20 protein-coding genes are annotated in these 21,918 nt (G+C 67.2%); 14 read left to right on the top strand and 6 right to left on the bottom strand.

Annotated elements, in window-relative coordinates; translation table 11 throughout:
* Nucleotides 1–23 precede the first annotated feature (23 nt).
* The 4 genes from rplM to GVY41_RS04630 all read left to right on the top strand — a co-directional run bounded on the left by rplM (nucleotide 24) and on the right by GVY41_RS04630 (nucleotide 3,460).
* Nucleotides 24–488, top strand: coding sequence for a 50S ribosomal protein L13 (rplM, locus tag GVY41_RS04645; RefSeq protein ID WP_066812744.1), 465 nt, complete (start codon nucleotides 24–26; stop codon nucleotides 486–488).
* Between the two features lie 2 nt (nucleotides 489–490).
* Entirely contained in the window at nucleotides 491–988 is a 498-nt protein-coding gene (rpsI, locus tag GVY41_RS04640) for a 30S ribosomal protein S9 (protein ID WP_161343249.1), read from the top strand.
* Nucleotides 989–1,114: 126 nt separating this feature from the next.
* Nucleotides 1,115–3,058 (top strand): acyltransferase family protein, encoded by a 1,944-nt coding sequence (locus tag GVY41_RS04635; RefSeq protein WP_161343251.1) that lies wholly within the window; start codon nucleotides 1,115–1,117, stop codon nucleotides 3,056–3,058.
* A 144-nt stretch (nucleotides 3,059–3,202) separates the two neighbouring features.
* Complete coding sequence (locus tag GVY41_RS04630) at nucleotides 3,203–3,460, top strand: hypothetical protein (RefSeq protein WP_161343253.1); 258 nt, start codon at nucleotides 3,203–3,205, stop codon at nucleotides 3,458–3,460.
* A gap of 12 nt (nucleotides 3,461–3,472) precedes the next feature.
* Here the strand turns inward: GVY41_RS04630 and GVY41_RS04625 are convergent, their stop codons facing one another.
* The 6 genes from GVY41_RS04625 to miaA form a co-directional block, all read right to left on the bottom strand.
* Nucleotides 3,473–5,548 (bottom strand): dipeptide ABC transporter ATP-binding protein, encoded by a 2,076-nt coding sequence (locus GVY41_RS04625; protein ID WP_161343255.1) that lies wholly within the window; start codon nucleotides 5,546–5,548, stop codon nucleotides 3,473–3,475.
* A 4-nt stretch (nucleotides 5,549–5,552) separates the two neighbouring features.
* Nucleotides 5,553–6,701, bottom strand: a complete 1,149-nt coding sequence (locus GVY41_RS04620) for an ABC transporter permease (RefSeq protein ID WP_161343999.1) — start codon at nucleotides 6,699–6,701, stop codon at nucleotides 5,553–5,555.
* Nucleotides 6,701–7,744, bottom strand: coding sequence for an ABC transporter permease (locus GVY41_RS04615; RefSeq protein ID WP_161343257.1), 1,044 nt, complete (start codon nucleotides 7,742–7,744; stop codon nucleotides 6,701–6,703). The genes GVY41_RS04620 and GVY41_RS04615 overlap by 1 nt, the downstream gene beginning before the upstream one ends.
* Before the next feature lie 146 nt (nucleotides 7,745–7,890).
* Nucleotides 7,891–9,546: an ABC transporter substrate-binding protein gene (locus tag GVY41_RS04610; RefSeq protein WP_170301111.1), complete on the bottom strand. Its 1,656-nt coding sequence runs from the start codon at nucleotides 9,544–9,546 to the stop codon at nucleotides 7,891–7,893.
* A 297-nt stretch (nucleotides 9,547–9,843) separates the two neighbouring features.
* Nucleotides 9,844–10,695 carry a helix-turn-helix domain-containing protein gene (locus GVY41_RS04605; RefSeq protein ID WP_229725934.1) on the bottom strand — a complete coding sequence of 284 codons (852 nt, stop codon included), beginning with the start codon at nucleotides 10,693–10,695 and terminating at the stop codon, nucleotides 9,844–9,846.
* Between the two features lie 257 nt (nucleotides 10,696–10,952).
* Nucleotides 10,953–11,798, bottom strand: a complete 846-nt coding sequence (gene miaA / locus GVY41_RS04600) for a tRNA (adenosine(37)-N6)-dimethylallyltransferase MiaA (RefSeq protein ID WP_161343259.1) — start codon at nucleotides 11,796–11,798, stop codon at nucleotides 10,953–10,955.
* A 178-nt stretch (nucleotides 11,799–11,976) separates the two neighbouring features.
* On the opposite strand from miaA, the gene pyrH reads away from it, so the two are divergent.
* The 10 genes from pyrH (at nucleotide 11,977) to fabZ (ending at nucleotide 21,915) form a co-directional block, all read left to right on the top strand.
* On the top strand, nucleotides 11,977–12,714 hold the full coding sequence (pyrH, locus tag GVY41_RS04595) for a UMP kinase (protein WP_373283255.1): 738 nt from the start codon (nucleotides 11,977–11,979) through the stop codon (nucleotides 12,712–12,714).
* A gap of 68 nt (nucleotides 12,715–12,782) precedes the next feature.
* A complete protein-coding gene (gene frr, locus GVY41_RS04590) occupies nucleotides 12,783–13,346 on the top strand; it encodes a ribosome recycling factor (RefSeq protein WP_161343261.1) in 564 nt (187 codons plus the stop codon).
* Nucleotides 13,347–13,400: 54 nt separating this feature from the next.
* The gene (gene uppS / locus GVY41_RS04585; RefSeq protein ID WP_161343263.1) at nucleotides 13,401–14,144 is read left to right on the top strand and encodes a polyprenyl diphosphate synthase; all 744 of its coding nucleotides are present in this window, start codon (nucleotides 13,401–13,403) and stop codon (nucleotides 14,142–14,144) included.
* 121 nt (nucleotides 14,145–14,265) lie between these two features.
* Nucleotides 14,266–15,132: a phosphatidate cytidylyltransferase gene (locus tag GVY41_RS04580; protein ID WP_161343265.1), complete on the top strand. Its 867-nt coding sequence runs from the start codon at nucleotides 14,266–14,268 to the stop codon at nucleotides 15,130–15,132.
* 1 nt (nucleotide 15,133) lies between these two features.
* Complete coding sequence (gene dxr / locus GVY41_RS04575) at nucleotides 15,134–16,324, top strand: 1-deoxy-D-xylulose-5-phosphate reductoisomerase (RefSeq protein ID WP_161343267.1); 1,191 nt, start codon at nucleotides 15,134–15,136, stop codon at nucleotides 16,322–16,324.
* A 10-nt stretch (nucleotides 16,325–16,334) separates the two neighbouring features.
* Nucleotides 16,335–17,675, top strand: coding sequence for an RIP metalloprotease RseP (gene rseP / locus GVY41_RS04570; RefSeq protein WP_161343269.1), 1,341 nt, complete (start codon nucleotides 16,335–16,337; stop codon nucleotides 17,673–17,675).
* 103 nt (nucleotides 17,676–17,778) lie between these two features.
* Entirely contained in the window at nucleotides 17,779–17,931 is a 153-nt protein-coding gene (locus tag GVY41_RS04565; RefSeq protein ID WP_161343271.1) for a hypothetical protein, read from the top strand.
* Nucleotides 17,932–18,158: 227 nt separating this feature from the next.
* The gene (bamA, locus tag GVY41_RS04560) at nucleotides 18,159–20,537 is read left to right on the top strand and encodes an outer membrane protein assembly factor BamA (RefSeq protein ID WP_161656858.1); all 2,379 of its coding nucleotides are present in this window, start codon (nucleotides 18,159–18,161) and stop codon (nucleotides 20,535–20,537) included.
* Nucleotides 20,538–20,566: 29 nt separating this feature from the next.
* Nucleotides 20,567–21,253 (top strand): OmpH/Skp family outer membrane protein, encoded by a 687-nt coding sequence (locus GVY41_RS04555; RefSeq protein WP_161343273.1) that lies wholly within the window; start codon nucleotides 20,567–20,569, stop codon nucleotides 21,251–21,253.
* 170 nt (nucleotides 21,254–21,423) lie between these two features.
* Complete coding sequence (fabZ, locus tag GVY41_RS04550; protein WP_161343275.1) at nucleotides 21,424–21,915, top strand: 3-hydroxyacyl-ACP dehydratase FabZ; 492 nt, start codon at nucleotides 21,424–21,426, stop codon at nucleotides 21,913–21,915.
* Nucleotides 21,916–21,918 lie beyond the last annotated feature (3 nt).

Below are 21,918 nucleotides of genomic sequence, written 5' to 3'. Positions count from 1 at the left end.
GTCAGCCAAAGGGGCAAGACCCGATGAAAACCTTTACCGCGACCCCGGCGGACATCGAGAAGAAGTGGATCCTGATCGACGCCGAAGGCGTTGTTCTGGGCCGCCTCGCCACGATCGTCGCCATGCACCTTCGTGGCAAGCACAAGCCGACCTTCACGCCGCACATGGATATGGGCGACAACGTGATCATCATCAACGCCGACAAGGTGCAGATGACCGGCAACAAGCGCGCCGACAAACGTTACTACTGGCACACCGGCCACCCGGGCGGGATCAAGTTCCGCACGGCGGCGCAAGTGCTGGACGGCGCGCACCCTGAGCGTGTGGTCATCAAGGCTGTGGAGCGCATGATCTCGCGCAACCGCCTTGGCCGCGAACAGATGTCGAACCTGCGCGTCTATGCCGGTGCCGCCCATCCGCACGAGGCGCAGCAGCCCGCCGTGCTGGATGTCAAGACGCTGAACCCGAAGAACACCCGGAGCGCCTGAAGATGTCCGATGAAATCAAGACACTCGACGATCTGAAGGACGTTGTCGCCGGCACCTCCGCCGCCGCAGCCCCCGTTGTCGAACTCGCCCCCCGCCTGCCGCAGCGCGACTCGCTTGGCCGCGCCTATGCGACCGGCAAGCGCAAGAACGCGGTCGCCCGCGTCTGGATCAAGCCGGGTTCCGGCAAGGTCATCGTCAACGGCAAGGAAATGGCGGTCTATTTCGCCCGTCCCGTGCTGCAGATGATCCTGCGCCAGCCGTTCACGGTTGCCGGCGTGGAAAACCAGTTCGACGTGATGGCGACGGTTGCCGGTGGCGGGCTTTCGGGCCAGGCCGGTGCGGTCAAGCATGGCGTGTCCAAAGCTCTGCAGCTGTATGAACCGAGCCTGCGCGCCGCGCTGAAGGCCGCCGGCTTCCTGACCCGCGACAGCCGCGTGGTGGAACGCAAGAAATACGGCAAGGCGAAGGCCCGCCGCAGCTTCCAGTTCTCGAAGCGCTAAGTCTGGAGATGCAGCGGCAAGAAGCCGCTGCTTTCAGGGACAAGATGGCAAAGGCGTGGATCATGATCCACGCCTTTGCTCTATTGTCGGCCGGGTTCGGGCCGCGGGCCTGTCGCAGGAAGCTTGATGTCTGGACTTTACCGCCGCGAGATTGACGGCCTGCGCGCAATCGCGGTTCTGCCTGTCATCCTGTTTCATGCCGGCTTTGACGCCTTTGGCGGCGGCTATGTCGGGGTGGACGTGTTCTTTGTCATCTCCGGCTATCTGATCGCCGGCATTCTGGCGCGCGAGCTTGCGGCGGGGGAGTTCTCGCTGATGCGCTTCTACGAACGGCGGGCGCGTCGGATCCTGCCGGCGCTGTTCGTGATGCTGGCGGCGACGGTGCCGCTGGCCTGGGTGTTGATGACGCCTTCGCAGCTGACCGGCTTTTTCTCCAGCCTCGGATCGGTGGCGATCTTCGCCGCCAACCTGCATTTCTACCAGGCTGCGGGCTATTTCGCCGCCGAGACAGAGATGCAGCCGCTGATCCACACCTGGAGCCTTGCGGTCGAGGAGCAGTTCTACCTGATCTTCCCGCCGCTGGTCGCCGCGCTGTGGCGCTGGTGGCCGCGGATGCTGTGGCCGGTGCTGGCGCTGCTTGCGGCGGCGAGCCTGGCGGTGGCGATACGGGCGCTGCCCGGCAACCCCGAGAAGGCCTTCTTCCTGCCCGAGGCGCGGGCCTGGGAGCTGTTGGCGGGGGCGTTGCTGGCGCTGTGGCCCGGCGATCGGCTGGCCACAGCGCGTGGAGGGTCATTGCTGGCCGGGTTGGGGCTGGCGCTGATCCTGGGGCCGGTGCTGGTCTATGATGAACACACACCCTTTCCAGGGCTGGCGGCGCTGCCACCGGTGATCGGAACGCTGCTGGTGCTGCACGCGGCGCGGGCGGGAACGGCGGTTGCGGCGCTGCTGTCGTGGCGGCCGCTGGTCGGGCTCGGCCTGGTCAGCTACAGCGCCTATCTGTGGCATCAGCCGCTGTTTTCCGGAGCGCGGCTGGCCTATCTGACCGAACCGCCGCCCGCACTGATGATCGGGCTGACCGGGCTGACGCTGATCCTTGCGGTGCTGAGCTGGCGCTATGTGGAACAGCCGGTGCGCCGGGGGGCGGTGCTGCTGCGCCGGCGGGCGGTGTTCGGCGCGGCGGGGACGGGAATCGCCGTCGTGCTGCTGATCGGGCTGCTGGGGCAATCGCATTCGTCGGCGCTGTGGCGCTGGACGCATCCGGGGCTTGCGCCGGACCTGGCCCGGCTCGAGGCGGCCCAGGACCGGCCGGCGCCCTTCGATGACGGCGCCTGCTTCTTCATGACCGACACCGTCGATCCCGGCCTTCTGGCCCGGATGATGGAATGCCATGCAAGGTTCGGACCCGGGCTGGTGATGCTGGGCGACAGTCATGCCATGGACCTGATCGCGGCCATCGCCACCCGCGCCGACCGTCCCGCCTTCATGGTCGGGCTGACGGAGGGCGGGTGCCGGCTGTATCGCCCGCAGACCGACTGCGAGTTCGATGCTTTCCTTGATGTCATCCGCGATCATCCCGGCCTGGTGAAGCGCGTGCTTTACGAGCAGGCGGGGTTTTATCTGTTCAGCCCGGACGGCGAGGGCAACGGGTCGCGCAGCATCCTGAACGATCTTGCGCTGGACAAGGCTGTGCCGGATCTGCAGCCGATCCCGGGGGCTTCCGATGCGGTCCTAGCCTATCTGGACGCCGTTTCGGAGCATGCCGAGGTCTATTGGCTGGGTCCGAGGCTTGCGCCGCATGTCCCGCTGGAGCTGGTCCTGCGCCACGGCTGCAGGGCCCCTGTCGGGCTCCGCCCGAACCTCGAGGCCGAGTATCGCGCGCTTGACACCTATCTGGAGGGCCGCACAGAGGGCGAAGGCCTTCGCTATGTGTCGATGATCGACATGCTGGACCTCGCCTTCCCGGTGGACCTGCAGGATTGCGGCGCCTTCTTCTGGGCCGATGGCGACCATTTCAGCAAGGCCGGCGCCGCCCGGTTCGGGGACCGGCTGGACCCAGGTCTGTGGCACTGAAGCCACAGCCCGGCGCGTGGCCTGTGCCCTGAAGGACCCATCCCCCGCGAACGTGATCGCGGGCGGATTGACGCAGCGCCGCCAAAAATCAACACTCTCTTCATAAACGCACCCGAAAATCGGGGCATGAAGAGGCAGAGCACAATGGCAACCCTATCCACGTTCCACAGCTCCTGTGGGGGCTTCGATTTCCTTGGCATCCGCAAGGGCCGCATGGGCGGCTTCGAGATCGTCTATGACGATGGCGTCAAGCGGCGGCTGGTCTGGCGGGTGCAGGGCAAGGCGGGCGAGACGCAACTGGGCGACGCGCTGCGCAATGCGGTGAACAAGCCGCGGGTGCTGCCGGCGATGTATTCCGAGCTGAAGAAACGCTCGATCGCGATCGAGGCGGTCGCGGTCTGAAGGGGAGGCGGGTTATTCCGCCGCAACCTCGATCACCGGCTCCATCGTGGCCAACTGCGCGTCGGTCAGGTGGCACTTGACGCGGTGGCCGCCGGCGATGGGGCGCAGCTCTGGCACGACCGTCTCGCACAGGTTCCCGGGCACCAGCGGTTTCCAGCGGCAGCGGGTCTGGAACGGGCAGCCCGGCGGCGGGTTCATCGCGCTGGGGATATCGCCCTGCAGCACGATGCGCTTGCGGGTGACCCGCGGATCGGCGACGGGCACGGCAGACAGCAGCGCCTCGGTATAGGGGTGGAAGGGCGGGGAGAACACTTCCGCCGTGGTGCCGATCTCGACCACATGGCCCAGATACATCACCAGCACCCGGTCGCTGAGATAGCGCACGATGCCAAGGTCGTGGCTGATGAACAGCAGCGTGGTGCGGTTCTTGCGCTGGATCTCCATCAAGAGGTCGGTCACCGCCGCCTGCACCGACACATCCAGCGCCGAGACGGGTTCATCGGCGACCACCACCTTCGCCTCGCCGGCAAAGGCGCGGGCGATGCCGACGCGCTGCTTTTGCCCGCCCGACAGCTGGCGCGGCTTGCGGGTGGCGAATTCGCGCGGCAGCTTCACGAGGTCGAGCAGCTTCAGCATCCGGTCGTGCCGGTCGGCGGCGCTGCTGCCGATCTGGAAGATCTCCAGCGCGCGGATGATCTGGGCACCGATGCTCATCGACGGGTTCAGCGTGTCGAACGGGTTCTGGAATACCATCTGCAGGCTGGAGATCAGCGCGGGCCCGCGCTTTTCCACCGGCAACTGCTGGATCTGGTCGCCGTTGAGGGTGACGGTGCCGGCGCTGGCAACCTCCAGCCCCATCAGCACCTTGGCGAGGGTGGACTTGCCGCAGCCGGATTCTCCGACGATGGCCAGCGTTTCCCCGGCGCGGGCGGAGAAGTCGATCTGCTCATTCGCCTTGACGATCTTCGCGGTGCCGCCGCCGAACATGCCCGGTGCGGTCTCATAGTATTTGCGCAGGTCCGAGGCCTCGATCACCACCTCGCCCGGCGGCACCGGCTCGGCGGTGGCGGCGAGGGCGGGGGGCGCGTCCCAGTCGATTTCATCGACGCGGATGCAGCGGCTGTTGTGGCGGGGGGCGCCGCCGGCGGGCAGCATCGGGATCTCTTGTGCGTCGCAGCGGCCTGCCACGAAGTAATCGCAGCGCGGGCCGAAATTGCAGCCCGGCGGGCGTTCATGCGGCAGCGGGAAGTTGCCCGGGATCGCCACCAGCGGCCGCGCGGATTTGTCGGCGCCGGGCAGGGGAATGGAGCGGAACAGGGCCTGCGTGTAGGGGTGGCGCATCTCGGAAAAGACCTCGACCACGTCGCCCGTCTCCACCGCCTCGCCCGAGTACATCACGCAGAGCCGGTCGCAGACATCCATCACCAGCCCGAGGTTGTGGCTGATGAACAGCATGGATGTGCCGTGCTTTTCGGCCAGATCGCGGACCAGATCGACGATCCCCGCCTCGACCGTGACATCGAGCGCGGTGGTCGGTTCGTCGAGGATCAGCAGCGACGGGCGCGACATCAGCGCCATGGCGATCACGATGCGCTGCTGCTGGCCGCCCGACAGCTGGTGCGGCCAGGCCTGCAAGATGCGGTCCGGGTCGGGCAGGCGCACATCCTCGATGATGGCGCGGGCGCGGGCCCAGGCTTCCGCCTTGCCGATCTTCTCATGGATCAGCGGCACCTCGGCCAGCTGCGCACCGACCTTCATGGCGGGGTTCAGGCTCGCCATCGGTTCCTGATAGATCATCGCGATCTCGCGCCCGCGCAGGCCCCGCAGCTCGCGCTCGCCCATCGTGGTGATATCGCGGCCCTTGAAGCGGATGCTGCCGCCGGTGATGCGGCCATTGCGGCCAAGGTCGCGCATCACGCCAAGCGCCACGGTGGACTTGCCGCAGCCGGACTCGCCCACCAGCCCCATCGCCTCGCCCGGCATCACCTTGCAGGAGAAATCCATCACCGCCGGGATCTCGCGCGAACGGGTGAAGAAGCTGATCGACAGGTTCTCGATCTCGAGGATGGGGGTTTGCGCGTCGGTCATGTCATCAATCCTTCAGGCTTTCCTCGCGCAGCGCGTCGGCCAGCAGGTTCAGCCCCAGCACCAGGCTCAGCAGCGCCAGCGCCGGGACGATGGCGGGATGGGGCGCGATGGTCAGCAGGCGTCGCCCGTCATTGATGGTCGATCCCCAGTCCGGGCTTTCGGGGCTGACGCCGAGGCCGAAGAAGCCGAGCGTGCCCAGAAGGATGGTGGTGTAGCCGATGCGCAGGCAGAAATCGACGATCAGCGGCCCGCGGGCATTGGGCAGGATCTCCCACAGCATGATGTACCAGGGGCCCTCGCCGCGGGTCTGCGCCGCCGCCACATAGTCCCGCGTCTTGATGTCCATCACCAGCCCGCGGACGATGCGGAACACGGTGGGCGCGTTCACGAACACGACCGAGACGAAGACGTTGAGCATGTTCGGCTCCATGCTCCACACACCAAGCGGGTCGGCGTTGAAGGCAAGCCCCGACCAGGCCCAGAGGCCAAGCACCAGCGTGACCCCGACATAGAGGTTGCGCTTGGCGGGGTGGGTGAAGAAGCGGCTGTTCCAGAGCATGGTGAAGAACACCACCGGGAACAGGAACAGCACCGCCGCGAGGGCGACCGGCAGGCCGGTGGTGCGGATCTCGGGCGTGACCAGCAGGTAGAACAGCAAGATCACCGGGAAGGCGAGCACCAGGTTGGCGATGAAGGACAGCCCCGCATCCAGCCGCCCGCCGCGATAGCCCGCGGGCAGGCCGAGCGTGACCCCGACCATGAAGGCAAAGACCGTGGCGGCGGGCGCGATCGCCAGCACCCGGCGCGCGCCCATGACCATGCGGCTGAACACGTCGCGGCCAAGGTTGTCGCCGCCCAGCAGATAGACGCCGCCATCGGGCGTGATCGTGCCCGGCACCTTGTTCTTCATCTGCGCGATCTGCCCCAGCGGATCGAAGGTCAGCACCAGATCGGCAAAGAGCGCAGTGAACACCCAGAACATCACCAGCCCGAAGCCGACCATCCCGAGGGGGCTGTCGAACAGCCGGCCATAGAGCCCGGTGCGGCGCCGGTAGTGCAGCGACAGCGCGAAGACGGCCAGCAGCGCCAGCCAGACCGGCCAGAATTGCAGCGCGAGGCGAGAGAAGATTGCGGCCCAGCCAAGTTCTTCCATCATGACACCCGGATCCGCGGGTTCAGCAGCACATAGCCCACATCGGACATCGCCTGCGTCACCAGCACCACCACCACCGCGACCACCGAGCATCCCAGCAGCAACTGGATGTCATTGTTGCCGGCCGCCTGCACCAGCGTCCAGCCGAAGCCCTTGAAGTTGAACAGGGTCTCCACGATCACCACCCCGTTCAGCAGCCAGGGAAACTGCAGCATGATCACGGTGAACGGCGCGATCAGCGCGTTGCGCAGCGCATGGCGCACCACCACGCGGCCAAAGCTGGCGCCCTTCAGCCGGGCGGTGCGGATATATTGCGCCGTCATCACCTCGGACATGCTGGCGCGGGTCATGCGGGCGATATAGCCCATGCCGTAAAGCGCGATGGTCAGCACCGGCAGGAAGAAATTCTCGAAGGTGATGCCGTCCATGGCGCTTGTGGCGGTGCCCTTGAACCATTTCAGCCCGACCATGGAGGACGAGAACACCACGATCAGGATCACGCCCGAGACATATTCGGGCGTCGCCGTGGTGGTGATCGAGGCGGTGGACAGTACGCGGTCGAGCCGCGATCCCTCGCGCATGCCGGCCAGGATGCCGATCAGCAGCGCCGAGGGCACCATCAGCACCATCACCCAGAACATCAGGATCCCGGTCAGCCCCAACCTTGTGGCGATGATCTCGGACACCGGGGCCTTGAACACCGTGGATTGCCCCCAATAGCCCTGCAGCACCCCGCAAAATGCCGGGTTGTCCTCGGGCAACGTGCCCCGCGCGATGCAGCGGCCGCTGGTCACGCCATCGCGCTCATCCGTCCAGCCCGGCGCCACGCCCAGCCATTCGCCATAGCGCTTGAGCAGCGGCTGCGCATGGCCATTGCGGTCGAGCCAGCTTGTCACCTCGGCATCGGTCATCCGGGCATTGCCCTCGGATTTCGCCAGCTTTTCAAGGTTGGGCGGCAGGTTGGTCAGCCAGAACACCACGAAGGTGAGGACGAGCGCCGTCGCCACCATCGTAAGGATCCGCCTGAGGAGGAAGTTGAGCATCCGGCTGTCCCTTCGGACCCCGCGCGCCGATGCGGCAGGGTGGGGAGTGGCAAAGGGGGAAGGCGGCGGACGCCTTCCCGGTTCTTGCTTAAAAAGAGGGGAAGGCGGCGGACGCCTTCCCCCATGGCTTCAGGGCCTTGCGCCGATCACGCCTCGGTCATCCACCACTTGTAGTGGTGATGCTCGAAGGTCGGGTGCATGTCGGCGCCCTTCACCCGTTCGGTCATGTGGCGGTAGAGCGAGCGCCAGTAGGGTTGGATCAGCACGCCCTCGTCCTGCATGATCTGCTGCAGCTTGGCCATCGACTCGCGCCGTGCATCCGCGTCGGCAATCGCCATCGCCTTGTCGAGTTCGGCATCGAATTCGGCGTTGCTGAAAGCGCTCTCGTTCCAGGCCACGCCCGACTTGTAGGCCGATTGCAGAACCTGCACACCCAACGGGCGCATGTTCCATTCGGTCGCCGAGAACGGATACTTGGTCCAGTCGTTCCAGAAAGTCGCGCCCGGCAGGATCGTGCGCTTGATGTTGATGCCGGCATCGCGGATCTGCGCCGCCACCGCATCGCAGGTCGCCGCCTGCCAGGCATCGTCGATCGAGATCAGCTCGAATTCCGTATCGGCATGGCCGGCGGTTTCCAGCAGCGCCTTGGCACCGGCAGGGTCGGCCACGACGGGCGGCAGTTCGGCATATTCCGGGTGGATCGGGCAGACATGGTGGTTTTCCGCCACGGTGCCGAGGCCCGAATAGCCCAGTTCCAGCACGACCGCATTGTCCACGGCCATCTGCAGCGCCTTGCGGACATCGCGGTTGTCATAGGGCGCGTTGTCCTGGTTGAAGCGTACCGCCAGCGTCGCCGCGGTGATCGCCTCGGACTTGGTCCAGCCGAGCCCGTCGAAGATTTCCACGAATTCCGACACGGTCTGGTAGGTCATGTCGATCTCTTCGGCCTCGGCGGCCGCGATCAGCGCCGAGGGGTCGGTGCCGTAATCGACATATTCGATGCGGTCGAGGTAGGGCCCGCCATAGACCTCGGTGCCCCACCAAGTATGGTCCTCGTTCTTCACCAGCACCTGCCGGACGCCGACCTCGTTTGTCTCGGGCAGATAGGGGCCAGTGCCGATCGGGTTCACCGACGGGTCGCCATTGTCATAGGACTGGTGGACCACCAGCGCCGGATAGTCGGCGAAGTTGGCGATGACGGCGATGTCGGGGGTCGAGAGCGTCAGCTTGACGGTCATGTCATCGACCACGGTGATCGCGCCCTCGCGCACCATCTTGGTGGTCTCGTCGGCCAGCGCCGACATCCGGCCGGCCATCGAGTTGCCCTCGACCGTGCCATCGGTCCAGCGGATGATGTTATGGGCCACGTCTTCGGCGGTGAAGGCGTCGCCATTGCTCCAGGTGGCATTGGGGCGCACCTTCAGCGTGTATTCGGTGGCGTCGTCATTCACCTCCCAGCTTTCCAGCAGCATGCCGCGGAATGTGCCGTCGACCTGGTACTCGACCAGGTATTCCAACCAGCCGCGGGTGAAGTTCGCCAGCTGCGACCAGTCATAGGTCCGCGGGTCCTTCAGCGCCTTGGTCTCCATGTCCATCCGCAGGGTGCCGCCGGCCACCGGGGTCTCTTGCGCCATCGCCGGCGCCTTCATCCCCAAGAGGCCATAGGCCGCCGCGCTCGTCGCCCCCAGCGCCGAGGCGCGGGTCAGGAACTCGCGGCGGCTCATCAGCCCCGCCTTGCATTCCTCTGCGTAAAGCGTCACCGCCGGATGCAGCCGCTTGCCGAAGATCTGATGCTTGGTCATGTATTTAAACTCCCTGTGAGATGGAACGAGGTCCGTATTATTCTTGTCCGGCCGCGCGGTCTGGTGACGTTGCACTTCGGCGCCGGCCGGCGGAGCGGGCGAAGTCTCACCCCCACATTCCGCACGGATTGTAACAATGCGTCAACGCCTGGTTTCGACGGGTTGGCGCTTGAAAACGACATGCCGCGCAACAAAACGGACCGATGCCCTCGGGTCAACCCCAAGGGCGGCGTTAAATCGGCCTGCCCCCACGGCAAGGGCCTCGCGGCCCGCGCATGGGGGCGGTCAGTCATGCAGTCAGTTCTGGCGTCGGAAATCGCTCGGCGTCTTGCCGGTGCTGCCCTGGAAGGCGCGGGTGAAATAGGCCGGCGAGGCAAAGCCGAGGCTGGCCGACACGTCCTGCACCGGCAGCTTGGTCTCGGCCAGCAGGCGGCGGGCCTCGTGCATCTTGCGGTCGGCCAGAAGTGCATGGGCGGTGCGCCCGCAGGTGCGGTTGCACACCCGCGTCAGATGGGTGGCGGTGACGCCCAGTTCGGCCGCCAACTCGCCGACATTGGCGCCAGAGCGGTACTTGCGCTCCAGCAGCGCGGTATAGCGGTTGGCCAGCTTGCGCGCGGCATCCGGGCGGGGCGCGGCGGCGATGGCCGGATCGGCCGCCGCCTCGGCCAGCTGCCGCTCCAGCCAGACCCCGACGAGGCCGAGGTGATGCCGCGCCGCCCGTTCATGGCCGGGCTTCGTGCTGTCCATCTCGCGCTGCACGGCGTCGAGGATCCCGGACAGCTCGCCCTGCGGAATCGCGTCGCGGATGCGCAGATGCTGGGGGGTGCGCGGCAGGTCCAGCCCACTCTCGCGCCCGAAGAACAGCGCGGTGCCATGCACCTGATGGCCGATCTCGAAGCCATGCATCACGCCCGCCGGAATGAAGACGGCATTATGCGCGCCATAGCCGCGGGTGACACCGGCGACGGTGATCCGGCCCTGGCCGCGGGTGAACCACAGCAGCAGGGGTTCGGAATAGCTGCGCATCGCCTCGACCCGCCAGCGCCCGCCGGCCGCCAGCCGCGGGATCGGCACCAGCCGGATATCCGCCCGCTCCGGCGGGACCGGGGCAGCGAATTGCGAAAGCGGGGGGCCGGAAAACAGTTTCACGGGGCAGGGGATCCTTCCGGTCGGGCCAGGTGCCGGTTTTCACCGCACCGCTACTCGACACCGATTCTAGGGCAGCGCGCTGCAAGAAACCAAGCCCGAATGCAACCGATTCGGCAAGCGCCCCGCGCCGTGACCAATCGGCAACGCCAGCGAAACCCCGCCTTCCCCTTTGCCTTTTCCAAATATCCTCGGGGGGCGCGGGGGGCAGAAGGCCCCCCGCCTCTTGGTTTCATGTGGGGCAGAAGGCCCCCGCTTCTTCAGCCAGCCGCCACCGTCTCCCATCCGCGCATCCGCGCCCGGAACCATGTCCGCTGCCGCTTGGCATATTGCCGGCTCGAGGCCTGCGCCGCGGTCACGGCATCCTCGAGCCCCATCTCCCCCCGCAGATGCGCGATCAGCTCCGGCGCTCCGATGGCCCTGGCCCAGGGCGCTGCGGGCGCCCAGTCCGGCAGCACCGCCCGCGCCTCCTCCAGCGCGCCTGCCTCCAGCATCGCCCGGAACCGCCGGTCGATCCGCTCCGCCAGCCAGTCGCGCCCGGCCTCCAGCACCAGCAGCCGGGCGCTGGCGGGGGGCAGCAGGGCGGGGCCGGTCGCGGCCTGCCACGCCGCGAGGCCCTGGCCGGTGGCGCGCTGCACCTCCCAGGCACGCTGGATGCGGGCGGGGTTCTGCACGTCGATCCGGGCGCGGGTGGCGTCGTCCAGTTCCGCCAGCATCGCGGCCACTCTGCCGGCCACGATCCGGGCATCCGCTTCGGCGCGCACCTCTGCCGGCACCGCAGGGATCTCGGCCAGCCCCTCGGTCAGCGCGGTCAGGTACAGCCCGGTGCCGCCGACGATGATCGGCCGCTCGGCCCCCGCCAGCACGCCAGCCACCTCGCGCAGCCAGTGGCCCACGGAATACTCCGCCCCGCGGGGCAGATGGCCATAGAGGAGATGCGGCGCCCGGGCTTCCTCCTCGGCGCACGGCCGCGCCGTCAGCACCCGCCAGCAGCCCCAGACCTGCAGCGCATCGGCATTGACGATGACGCCGCCCTGCCGTTCGGCGATCTGCAGCGCGAGCGCGGATTTTCCGCTTGCGGTGGGCCCGGCGATCACCACCGGCATGTCGGACGGGAGATCCTTCAGCAATTCCAATGTACTACCGCCCCTCCCTCATGCAACTTCCACGTGCAGATATGCCGCAATGCAGCATTTCTCCCGCGTGCCCCGTTGAACCCCGGGACGATTTGGCGCATCTTGCCCGGCGATCAGGACAGCGGCAAGCGAGGCGACAGAGATGACCATGATGCAACAGGCGGCGGACGAACCGCAGGTCAGCTACAAGCGTGTGCTGCTGAAAATCTCCGGCGAGGCGCTGATGGGCGATCAGGGCTACGGTCTGCACCCGCCGACCGTGGCGCGCATCGCCCAAGAGGTGAAGTCGGTCCATGACCTCGGGGTCGAGATCTGCATGGTGATCGGCGGCGGCAATATCTTCCGCGGGCTGGCAGGCTCGGCGCAGGGGATGGAGCGGACGACGGCCGATTACATGGGGATGCTGGCGACGGTGATGAACGCGCTGGCGATGCAATCGGCGCTGGAGGCGCTGGACATCCACACCCGCGTGATCTCGGCGATCCCGATGGATCAGGTCTGCGAGCCCTACATCCGCCGCCGCGCCGTGCGCCACCTCGAGAAGGGCCGCGTCGTGATCTTTGCCGCGGGCACCGGCAACCCCTATTTCACCACCGATACCGCCGCCACGCTGCGCGCCAACGAGATGACCTGCCAGGCGATCTTCAAGGGCACCAAGGTCGACGGGGTCTATGACAAGGATCCCAAGAAACACGCCGATGCCAAGCGCTATGACAAGGTCAGCTATGACGAGGTGTTGCAAAAGCATCTGGGGGTCATGGATGCCTCGGCCATCGCGCTGGCGCGGGACAACAACCTGCCGATCATCGTGTTCTCGCTCGACGAGCCGGGCGGCTTCCTCGGCATCCTTGCGGGCCGGGGCACGTATACGCTTGTGAAAGGATGATGCCCTATCTTTCGGCAATCGGCTCGGTTATAGCGGCGTCCAAGGCAAACTGACGGGAAACACGACACATGGCCGACGATATCGAGATCGACATGGACGACCTCAACCGCCGCATGGAAGGGGCCATGGCCTCGCTGCGCACAGAATTCTCCTCGCTGCGCACCGGCCGCGCCTCGGCCTCGCTGGTCGAGCCGATCCAGGTCGATGCCTACGGCCAGATGACGCCGATCAACCAGCTTGGCACCGTGAACGTGCCCGAACCGCGGATGGTCACGATCAACATCTGGGACAAGGGCATGGTCAACAAGGTTGAAAAGGCGATCCGCGAAAGCGGGCTCGGCATCAACCCGCAGACCAATGGCACCATCATCATGCTGCCGATCCCCGAACTGAACGAGGAGCGCCGCCGCGACCTGACCCGGGTCGCCGCGCAATATGCCGAACATGCCCGCGTCGCCGTGCGCAACGTGCGCCGCGACGGCATGGACCAGATCAAGAAGGCCAAGGCCGATGGCATGAGCGAGGATGACCAGAAGTTCTGGTCCGCCGAGGTTCAGGCGCTGACCGACAAGGCCATCGCCGCGGTGGACAGCGCGCTCGATTCCAAGCAGGCCGAGATCATGCAGGTCTAGGCTGCGGCAGCCGCCGTGCCGATCCCTTCTCAACCCTAGCGAGGACTAGGCCCGATGGCCGCCAAGGACGTGAAAGACAAGGCACCATCGGGATGCGGGCCCGCGCATGTGGCCATCATCATGGATGGCAACGGCCGGTGGGCCACCAATCGCGGCTGGCCGCGGCTGGTCGGCCATCGCAAGGGGGCGGAACGGGTCAAGGAGATCGTCCGCGCCTGCCCGGACCTTGGGATCGACTGGTTGACGGTCTATGCCTTTTCCACCGAGAACTGGAAGCGCTCCACCGAGGAAGTGCTTGGCCTGATGGGCATTTTCGCGCGCTATATCGAACGCGAGGCCGATGCGATGTCGGCCGAGGGCGTGCGGCTGCGCTTCATCGGCGCGCGCGAGCGGCTGGACCCCAAGCTGCAAAAGCTGATGGCGGGGATCGAGGCGCGCACCGCCGGCAATTCCCGCGTGAACTTCACCGTGGCGATCAACTATGGCGGGCGCGACGAGCTGCTGCGCGCCGCGCGGCGGATGTGCGAGGATGTGGCCTCTGGCGTGCTGGCGCCCGAGGCCGCCGATGAGGCGGCGCTGACGGCGCGGCTCGATACCGCGGGCTTTCCCGACCCGGATCTGGTGGTCCGCACCTCGGGCGAGACGCGGACCTCGAACTTCCTGCCTTGGCAGGCGGCCTATGCCGAATACGAATTCACCCCGGTGCTGTGGCCGGATTTCACCCCGGACGTGCTGGGGGAAATCGTCGGGCGCTTCGGCACGCGCGAGCGGCGCTTTGGCGGCGTGCTGACCGGATAGTCGCAGCCGCGCGCGGCCTTCGGGGATTGCGCAGCGGCGGGCCGGGCGGGTAAGCCGGGCAAGTCTGCCAACGGGGCGCAACCGCGCCCGGCGACAGGCCGGGCAGGGAGGACATGACCAGATGACCGACAGCGATCCGAAGCCGACGCCGAGCCGCGCGGCGCGGTGGGCCGATCTTGGCCCGCGGCTGATCTCGGGCCTTGTCATGGCAGGCGGCGGGCTGGTGCTGATCTGGGCCGGCGGCTGGTGGTTCGCCGGGCTGGCGATCGTCGCCGCCGGGCTTATGGTGTGGGAGCTGGCGGCGATGCTGGCCGCGCCTCCTGGCAGAGCGATGCCGGCGCGTGGGCTGGGGTTGCTGGCGGGCGGTGGCCTTCTGGCCGCGCTGGTGCTGGCGCAGGTCTGGCCGGGGCAGGGCGGCGGTGTCGGCTATTGGGGCTGGGGCTGGGGCGGGCTGCTGCTGCTCTTGCCCGCGCTGGCCTCGCCGCTGGTACCGATGCGGGACCGGTTGCTGTTCGTGCTCTATTCGCTGGCGGTGTTGCAGGCGGCCTATGGCCTGGTGTCCTTCCGCGCCGATCATGGCGTGCTGTGGCTGGCCTGGCTGGTCGCGGTGGTGGTGGTTACAGACATCGCCGGGTATTTCGCCGGCAAGGCCTTTGGCGGGCCGAAATTCTGGCCGCGGATCAGCCCGAAGAAAACCTGGTCGGGCACGGTGGCGGGCTGGATCGGGGCGGCGCTGGTGGGCCTTGCCTTCGGCCAGTTCACGACCGCGGGGCCGGACCTGCCCTGGATTTCCGCCGCGCTGGCATTGGCCGCGCAGATGGGCGACATTGCCGAAAGCGCGATCAAGCGGCGGGCGGGGGTCAAGGACAGCTCGCGCCTGATTCCGGGGCATGGCGGATTGCTGGACCGGTTCGACGGGCTTCTGGGCGCGGCGCTGCTGATGCTGCTGGTGGCGCAGGTGGTGGATGTCCCGGTGGTGCGGTTCTGACATGACGGCAGCCCCTCGTTCCATCTCGATCTTCGGGGCCACCGGCTCCATCGGCGAATCGACCTTCGATCTGGTGATGCGCGCGGGCGGGCCGGCGGCCTTCCACACCGTCGCGCTGACCGGCGCCCGCAATGTGGCGCGGCTCGCCGAGATGGCCCGCGCGCTGCGGGCCGAGGTTGCCGTGACCGCCGATCCCACCTGTCTGCCCGCGCTGCGGGAGGCACTCGCCGGCTCCGGCGTCGAGGCGGCGGCAGGCGAGGCGGCGCTGGTCGAGGCGGCGGACCGGCCTGCCGATTGGGTGATGAGCGCGATTGTCGGCTTCGCGGGCCTTGCGCCCGGCCTTGCCGCGCTGCGACATGGGCGCACACTGGCGCTGGCCAACAAGGAGAGCCTTGTCACCGCCGGTCCCTTGTTGATGGAAACAGCCGCCGCCCATGGCGCGCGGATCCTGCCGGTGGACAGCGAGCATTCGGCGGTGTTCCAGGCGCTGGCAGGCGAGGAGATCGCCGCGGTGGAGCGGATCATCATCACCGCCAGCGGCGGCGCCTTCCGCGACTGGCCGCTGGAGCGGCTGGCGCAGGCGAGCGTGGCCGAGGCGTCGACCCATCCGAACTGGGCGATGGGCCAGCGCATCACCATCGACAGCGCGTCGATGTTCAACAAGGCGCTGGAAGTCATTGAAACGCGGGAATATTTCAATGTCGCCCCCGAATTGATCGAGGTGCTGGTCCACCCCGAATCGCTGGTGCATGCGCTGGTCGGCTTCCGCGACGGCGCGCTGATGGCGCATCTGGGCGCGCCTGACATGCGCCACGCCATCGGCTACGCGCTGAACTGGCCCGACCGCGCCCACCTGCCGGTGGCGCGGCTCGACCTTGCGCAGATCGGCCGGCTGAGCTTTGCCGCGCCGGACCCGGCCCGCTACCCCGCGCTGACCCTTGCGCGCGAGGTGATGGCGATCCGCGGGTTGGCGGGCGCGGCGTTCAATGCCGCGAAAGAGGCGGCGCTGGACGCCTTCATCGCCGGGCAGCTGTCTTTCCCGGGAATGGCGGGCGTGGTGGAAGATGTCCTCGCGCGAATGTCAGCCCAAACGGGGCTTGGAATTGCCACGATCAGCCTTGATAACCTGCGGCAAGCAGACCGCGAAGCGCGGCGACTGGCGGAGGCGGTGATCGCCTCGGCGCGTATTTGAGGCAGACCCTGTGGATATTCTGAGCCTTCTTCCGTCGTTTGGAAACCTTCTTTACACCCTTGCTGCCTTTGTCATCGCGCTGTCGGTGATCGTCGCGGTGCATGAATACGGCCATTACATCATCGGCCGCTGGTCCGGGATCCATGCCGAGGTGTTCAGCATCGGCTTCGGGCCGGTGCTGTATTCCTGGGTGGACCGGCGCGGCACCCGCTGGCAGGTGGCGGCGCTGCCGCTGGGGGGCTATGTCAAGTTCCTCGGCGATGCCAACGCCGCCTCGGCCGGGGCAGATGAAGAGACGATGTCGCATCTGACCCCCACGGAAAAGCGCCACACCATGCATGGCGCGCCGCTCTGGGCGCGAGCCGCGACGGTGGCGGCGGGGCCGGTGTTCAACTTCATCCTGTCGATTGCCCTCTTTGCCGGGATCTTCATGTTCTCGGGCGTTGCCACCAACACGCCCAGCATCGGCAGCACCTATGCGCTGCCCGGCGGCATCGGCGAGCTGGAAACCGGGGACGAGATCCGCGCCATCGAAGGCCGCCCGACCCCGGACTATCCGGCAGTGCAGGACGTGGCCGACGAATTCCCGGCGCTGGAGCGGATGCAGTATCTGGTGGCGCGGGCCGGGGCCGAGACCACGGTCGAGGGGCCGGCGGTCTATCCCGCCCGCATCAACGCCGTCACCCCCGATAGCGCGGCGATGGCCGCGGGCCTGCGCGAGGGCGATGTGATCCTGGCGATCAACGGCGCCCCGGTGCGCAGCTTTGCCGAGCTGCAGGGGATCGTGAAGACGGCAGGCGGCAGCCCGCTGGACCTGCGGGTCTGGCGCGACGGCGAGGCAGAGTTCGAGGTGACGCTGACCCCCAAACGCACCGACCTGCCGCTGCGGACGGGCGGATTCGAGACGCGCTACCTGATCGGCATCGGCGGCGGCTTCTTCTTCGAACCCGTCACCCGCAGCGTCGGTCCGCTCGAAGCGGTCAGCGCGGGCGCGGGGCAGGTGTCCTTCGTCGTCACCTCCTCGCTTTCGGCGCTGTCGCACATGATCACCGGGGCAATCTCGTCGTGCAACCTGCGCGGCCCGATCGGCATCGCCGAAACCTCGGGCGCGGCAGCGAGCGCGGGCTTTGCCGATTTCATCTGGTTCCTCGCGGTGCTGTCCACCGCGGTGGGGCTGATGAACCTGTTCCCGATTCCGGTGCTGGATGGCGGGCATCTGGTGTTCCACGCCTGGGAATGGGTCGCGGGCAAACCGCCGCCGGACGGGGTGATGCGGGTGCTGATGCTGGTGGGGCTGGCGCTGGTGCTGTCGCTGATGGCCTTCGGGCTGACCAACGATCTGCGCTGCTGATCCCTGGGGCAGGGGCCGCGTTCCGGCCCGACCCTTGCCCAATTCCGGCCACATTCCGCCGATAACTCTCTTGTGTCCCGGATTAAAACGCCAGAGGCCCAAGATGCAGATGATCGGAAAAAGCGCCCGCAGCCTCGAGCTGCTGATCGACCTGAGCTGGGAGCAGCTGGTGATTCCCGCGGCGATCCTGATGGGTTTGCTCGGCGGCGCGGCCATCGGCGTCGAACTGATGCAGATGCCGGTGATGATGCCCTAGTCCCGAAGGCGCGCGCCAGGCGGATTGCGATGACAGGGTGCCCGATGCGGGCGCCCTTTTTTGTTGGGCGGCCACGGCCCGATCCGGCGCATTGGCAAGGTTTCGCCCATCCCGGGGGCGCCGGATGGCGGCGCTGCGCCGCCATTCACCTCCTTTTGACAAGGCCCCCCTTTCCGGCTAGTCACGGGATCGGAAGAGAATGTTAAAAACGGCGGGAGTAACGACCGATGGCGACCAAGCTGAGCAGCGGCGGCAGCGCCCGGGAATATCGGCCGGCAATGCGGCGTTCGGGGCGGCGGGCGGGGCTTCTGCTCTCCGTCGCCATGCTGTGCACGGCCTCCCTAACGCCGGTTCAGGCCCAGACCTACAGTTTCAGCGACGTGCAGATCGAGGGCAACAGCCGCATCGATGGCGGCACGATCCTGTCCTATGCCGGAATCGCGCGCGGCGAGGCGGTGTCTGCCGGCGCGCTGAACGATGCCTACCAGCGCATCCTTGCCTCGGGCCAGTTCGAGACGGTGGAGCTGGTGCCCACGGGCGGCACGCTGGTGATCCGCGTCACCGAATATCCCACCGTCAACGTGGTCGATTTCGAAGGCAACGCCCGCATCAAGGATGAACAGCTGTCGAGCGTGGTGCAGACCACGGCGCGGCGCGTGTTCTCTCCCCAGCAGGTCGAAGCGGATGCGGCGGCGATTGCCTCGGCCTATGCCGGCGGCGGACGGGTTGCCGCGCGGGTGGAACCAAAGGTGATCCGCCGCGATGCCGATACCGTCGATGTGGTGTTCGAGATCAGCGAAGGCCGCCTGTCCGAGATCGAGCGGCTGTCCTTCACCGGCAACCGCGCCTTCTCCGACCGCCGGCTGCGCGAAGTGCTGGATACCAAGCAGGCCGGCCTGCTGCGCATCTTCGTTGGCTCCGACACCTATGCGCCCGACCGGATCGAGGCCGACAAGGTGCTGCTGACCGACTTCTACCGCTCGCGCGGTTATGTCGATTTCCAGGTGCTTGGCGTTGCGTCGGAATTCTCGCGCGAGCGCGATGCCTTCTTCCTGACCTACAATGTGCAGGAGGGCCAAAGCTTCAAGTTCGGCCAGATCCGCACCGTTTCGGAAGTGGAAGGGCTGAGCCCCGCCGAGTTCGAGCGTGCCGTGCGCGTCCGCTCGGGCGCGACCTATTCGCCGAACGCGGTGGACAACACCATCAGCCGCATGGAAGCCGTGGCGACCGAAAAGGGCCTCAGCTTCGTGCGGATCGAACCGCGCGTCACCCGCAATGACCGCACCCGCACGCTGGACATCGACTTCGTGGTGGCGAACGGCCCGCGGGTCTTCGTGGAACGGATCGACATCGAGGGCAACGCCACCACGCTCGACAAGGTGGTGCGGCGGCAGTTCAAATCGGTCGAAGGCGACCCCTTCAACCCGCGCGAAATCCGCGAGGGCGCCTCGCGCATCCGGGCGCTCGGGTTCTTCTCGCAGGCCGAGGTCGATACCCGCCCGGGATCTGCGCAGGACCGGGTGATCGTCGATGTGAACGTGACCGAACAGCCGACCGGCTCGCTTTCCTTCGGGATCAGCTACGGGGTGGATACCGGCGTCGGCCTCGCGCTCAGCTTCTCGGAAGAGAACTTCCTGGGCCGCGGCCAGTTCTTCAGCGCGACGCTGAACACCACGGACAGCACCGGCTCGTCCAGCATCACCTTCGTGGAACCGGCCTTCCTCGACCGCGATCTGGCGGCGCGCTTCAGCGCCTTCTACCGGATCTCGGAAAACGACAACTCCGACTATTCGATGCGTCTGGCCGGCATCGAACCGTCGCTTGAGTTCCCGATTGCACCCAACACCAGGCTGAACCTTGGCTTCAAGATCGGGCAAGAAGAGCTCTACGATATCGAGCAGCTCAACTCCTCGGCGATCCTTGTCGCGGAAGAGGGCAAGCAGGACAGCTTCGGCCTGAGCTATGCCCTCAGCTACGACAACCGGCGCACCGGGCTCAACCTCAATGGCGGCGTCCGGCTGCGCTTCGGGCAAGAGCTGTATGGGCTGGCCGGCGATGTCGAGGCGCTGAAGACCACGGCGGTCGCCACCGCCGAAACCAAGGTGTTCAACGAAGAATGGACGGTGCGCGCCGAGATCGAGGGCGGCGCCTATACCGCGCTTGGCGGCACCCAGTCGCGGGTGACCGACCGGTTCTTCGGCTCGGAAATGCGCGGCTTCGAAAGCCGTGGCATCGGTCCGCGCGATCTGGACGTGGAGAACGAAGACCCGCTTGGCGGCAATTACTATGCCGTGGCGCGCTTCGAGGCGGAATTCCCGCTGGGGATCCCCGAGGAATACGGGATCACCGGCGGCCTGTTCCTGGATGTCGGCACCGTCTGGGGGCTGGACAACACCAATGGCGGTCTGGCCTCGGGCTGCGTCGATCTGAACGGCGATGGCGATTGCCAGGTCGATGACGAGGCGATCCTGCGCTCTGCCGTCGGGTTCTCGGTATTCTGGACCACGCCGATCGGGCCGCTGCGCTTCAACTTCTCGCGGGCGCTGGCCAAGGAAGACTACGATCTCGAACAGAACTTCGACCTGACCGTTTCGACGCGGTTCTGATGCAACGGGGCGGGCAGGGCGTGCGCAGGATGGCGGGGCCCTGCCGCCTTGCGCTCGTGCTGCTGATGCTGGCGGGCGGGGCTGCGTCGGCGCAGGATCTTGCGCTTGATCCGGCAACGGGCTTTGCGCAGCAATTTGCGCAAGCCGCGCCCGGCGGGTTGCCTGCCACCAGCTTTCCCACCGGCACCGCCGTGCTGCAGGCCCCGATCCTGACCCTGAATGATGAGCAGCTGTTCGACGAGTCGGCCTGGGGTGCCCGCGCCGAGGCCGAGATCGAGGCCGCCGCAGCCGCGCTGGCGACCGAGAACCGCCGGATCGAGGCGCAGTTGCTGGCCGAGGAACGCTCGCTCACCGACCGTCGCCCCGGCATGGACCCCGCCGCCTTCCGCGCCGAGGCCGATGCCTTCGACGAGCGGGTGACCGGCATCCGCCGCGCGCAGGACGTGAAGGCGCGGGCGGTCTCGCGGCTGCGCGAGGCGGAACGGCGGGCGTTTTTCAGTGCTGCAGTGCCAATCCTGTCCGAGGTGATGCGCAAGCATGGCGCGGTGGCGATCCTCGATGCCCGGGCGATCTTCCTTGCCGACAGCCAGATCGACGTGACGGCCGAAGTCGTGGCGCTGGCCGATCAGCGGCTGGGGCCCGGCGCCGCGCCCGAACTGCCCGATCCGGTCGAGGAGCCGGAGGGCGAGGACGCCCCGACGCCCACCGCCGACTGAGCCCGGACCGGGAAAACCCGGCGCCTTGCCTCGCGCCGGGCGAATTGCTAGCAAGGCCAAAGACAAGCCGGCCAAGGTGGCGGGGTCATTCCGAGCGGGACGACCCGCGCGGAATGACCCCGCCACAGCCCGGCCCGACCGACCAGAGCGATGCGAGGGACAGAGTAAAGATGACCGAAGAACCCGCCGGCGTCGCGCCGGGCAAGACCCCGTTCCCCGCCACCGAGGCCGATATCCATCTGATCCAGCGGATCATTCCGCATCGCTACCCGTTCTTGCTGATCGACAAGGTGCGCGAGATCGTGCCGTTCAAATCGGCCATCGGCGTCAAGAACGTCACCTTCAACGAGCCGCATTTCCAGGGCCATTTCCCCGGCGCGCCGATCATGCCCGGCGTGACGATCGTGGAGGCGATGGCGCAGGCCTCGGCGGTGCTGGTCGGCATTTCCATGGATGTGGTGGACCGCGACCTTCTGGTCTATTTCATGGGCATCGACGGCTGCAAGTTCCGCCGCAAGGTGGTGCCGGGCGACGTGCTGGAGCTGGCGGTGACGGTCAAGCGCGGCGGCGGCAAGATCTGGAAGTTCGACGGCCGCGCCACGGTTGACGGGCAACTGGCCTGCGAGGCGGAATTCACCGCGATGATGGACCTGAGGGGCTGACCG

The organism is Frigidibacter albus (genome assembly GCF_009908165.1).
Lineage (GTDB): Bacteria > Pseudomonadota > Alphaproteobacteria > Rhodobacterales > Rhodobacteraceae > Frigidibacter > Frigidibacter albus.
Note: the sequence above shows the minus strand (reverse complement) of the source record. Positions and strands in the feature narration are given on the sequence as shown.

Coding starts and splice junctions, on each gene's coding strand:
- rplM (WP_066812744.1), top strand. CDS start 24: ATGAAAACCTTTACCGCGACCCCGGCGGACATCGAGAAGAAGTGGATC.
- rpsI (WP_161343249.1), top strand. CDS start 491: ATGTCCGATGAAATCAAGACACTCGACGATCTGAAGGACGTTGTCGCC.
- GVY41_RS04635 (WP_161343251.1), top strand. CDS start 1,115: ATGTCTGGACTTTACCGCCGCGAGATTGACGGCCTGCGCGCAATCGCG.
- GVY41_RS04630 (WP_161343253.1), top strand. CDS start 3,203: ATGGCAACCCTATCCACGTTCCACAGCTCCTGTGGGGGCTTCGATTTC.
- GVY41_RS04625 (WP_161343255.1), bottom strand. CDS start 5,548: ATGACCGACGCGCAAACCCCCATCCTCGAGATCGAGAACCTGTCGATC.
- GVY41_RS04620 (WP_161343999.1), bottom strand. CDS start 6,701: ATGGAAGAACTTGGCTGGGCCGCAATCTTCTCTCGCCTCGCGCTGCAA.
- GVY41_RS04615 (WP_161343257.1), bottom strand. CDS start 7,744: ATGCTCAACTTCCTCCTCAGGCGGATCCTTACGATGGTGGCGACGGCG.
- GVY41_RS04610 (WP_170301111.1), bottom strand. CDS start 9,546: ATGACCAAGCATCAGATCTTCGGCAAGCGGCTGCATCCGGCGGTGACG.
- miaA (WP_161343259.1), bottom strand. CDS start 11,798: ATGCCGGTGGTGATCGCCGGGCCCACCGCAAGCGGAAAATCCGCGCTC.
- pyrH (WP_373283255.1), top strand. CDS start 11,977: ATGATGCAACAGGCGGCGGACGAACCGCAGGTCAGCTACAAGCGTGTG.
- frr (WP_161343261.1), top strand. CDS start 12,783: ATGGCCGACGATATCGAGATCGACATGGACGACCTCAACCGCCGCATG.
- uppS (WP_161343263.1), top strand. CDS start 13,401: ATGGCCGCCAAGGACGTGAAAGACAAGGCACCATCGGGATGCGGGCCC.
- GVY41_RS04580 (WP_161343265.1), top strand. CDS start 14,266: ATGACCGACAGCGATCCGAAGCCGACGCCGAGCCGCGCGGCGCGGTGG.
- dxr (WP_161343267.1), top strand. CDS start 15,134: ATGACGGCAGCCCCTCGTTCCATCTCGATCTTCGGGGCCACCGGCTCC.
- GVY41_RS04565 (WP_161343271.1), top strand. CDS start 17,779: ATGCAGATGATCGGAAAAAGCGCCCGCAGCCTCGAGCTGCTGATCGAC.
- bamA (WP_161656858.1), top strand. CDS start 18,159: ATGGCGACCAAGCTGAGCAGCGGCGGCAGCGCCCGGGAATATCGGCCG.
- GVY41_RS04555 (WP_161343273.1), top strand. CDS start 20,567: ATGGCGGGGCCCTGCCGCCTTGCGCTCGTGCTGCTGATGCTGGCGGGC.
- fabZ (WP_161343275.1), top strand. CDS start 21,424: ATGACCGAAGAACCCGCCGGCGTCGCGCCGGGCAAGACCCCGTTCCCC.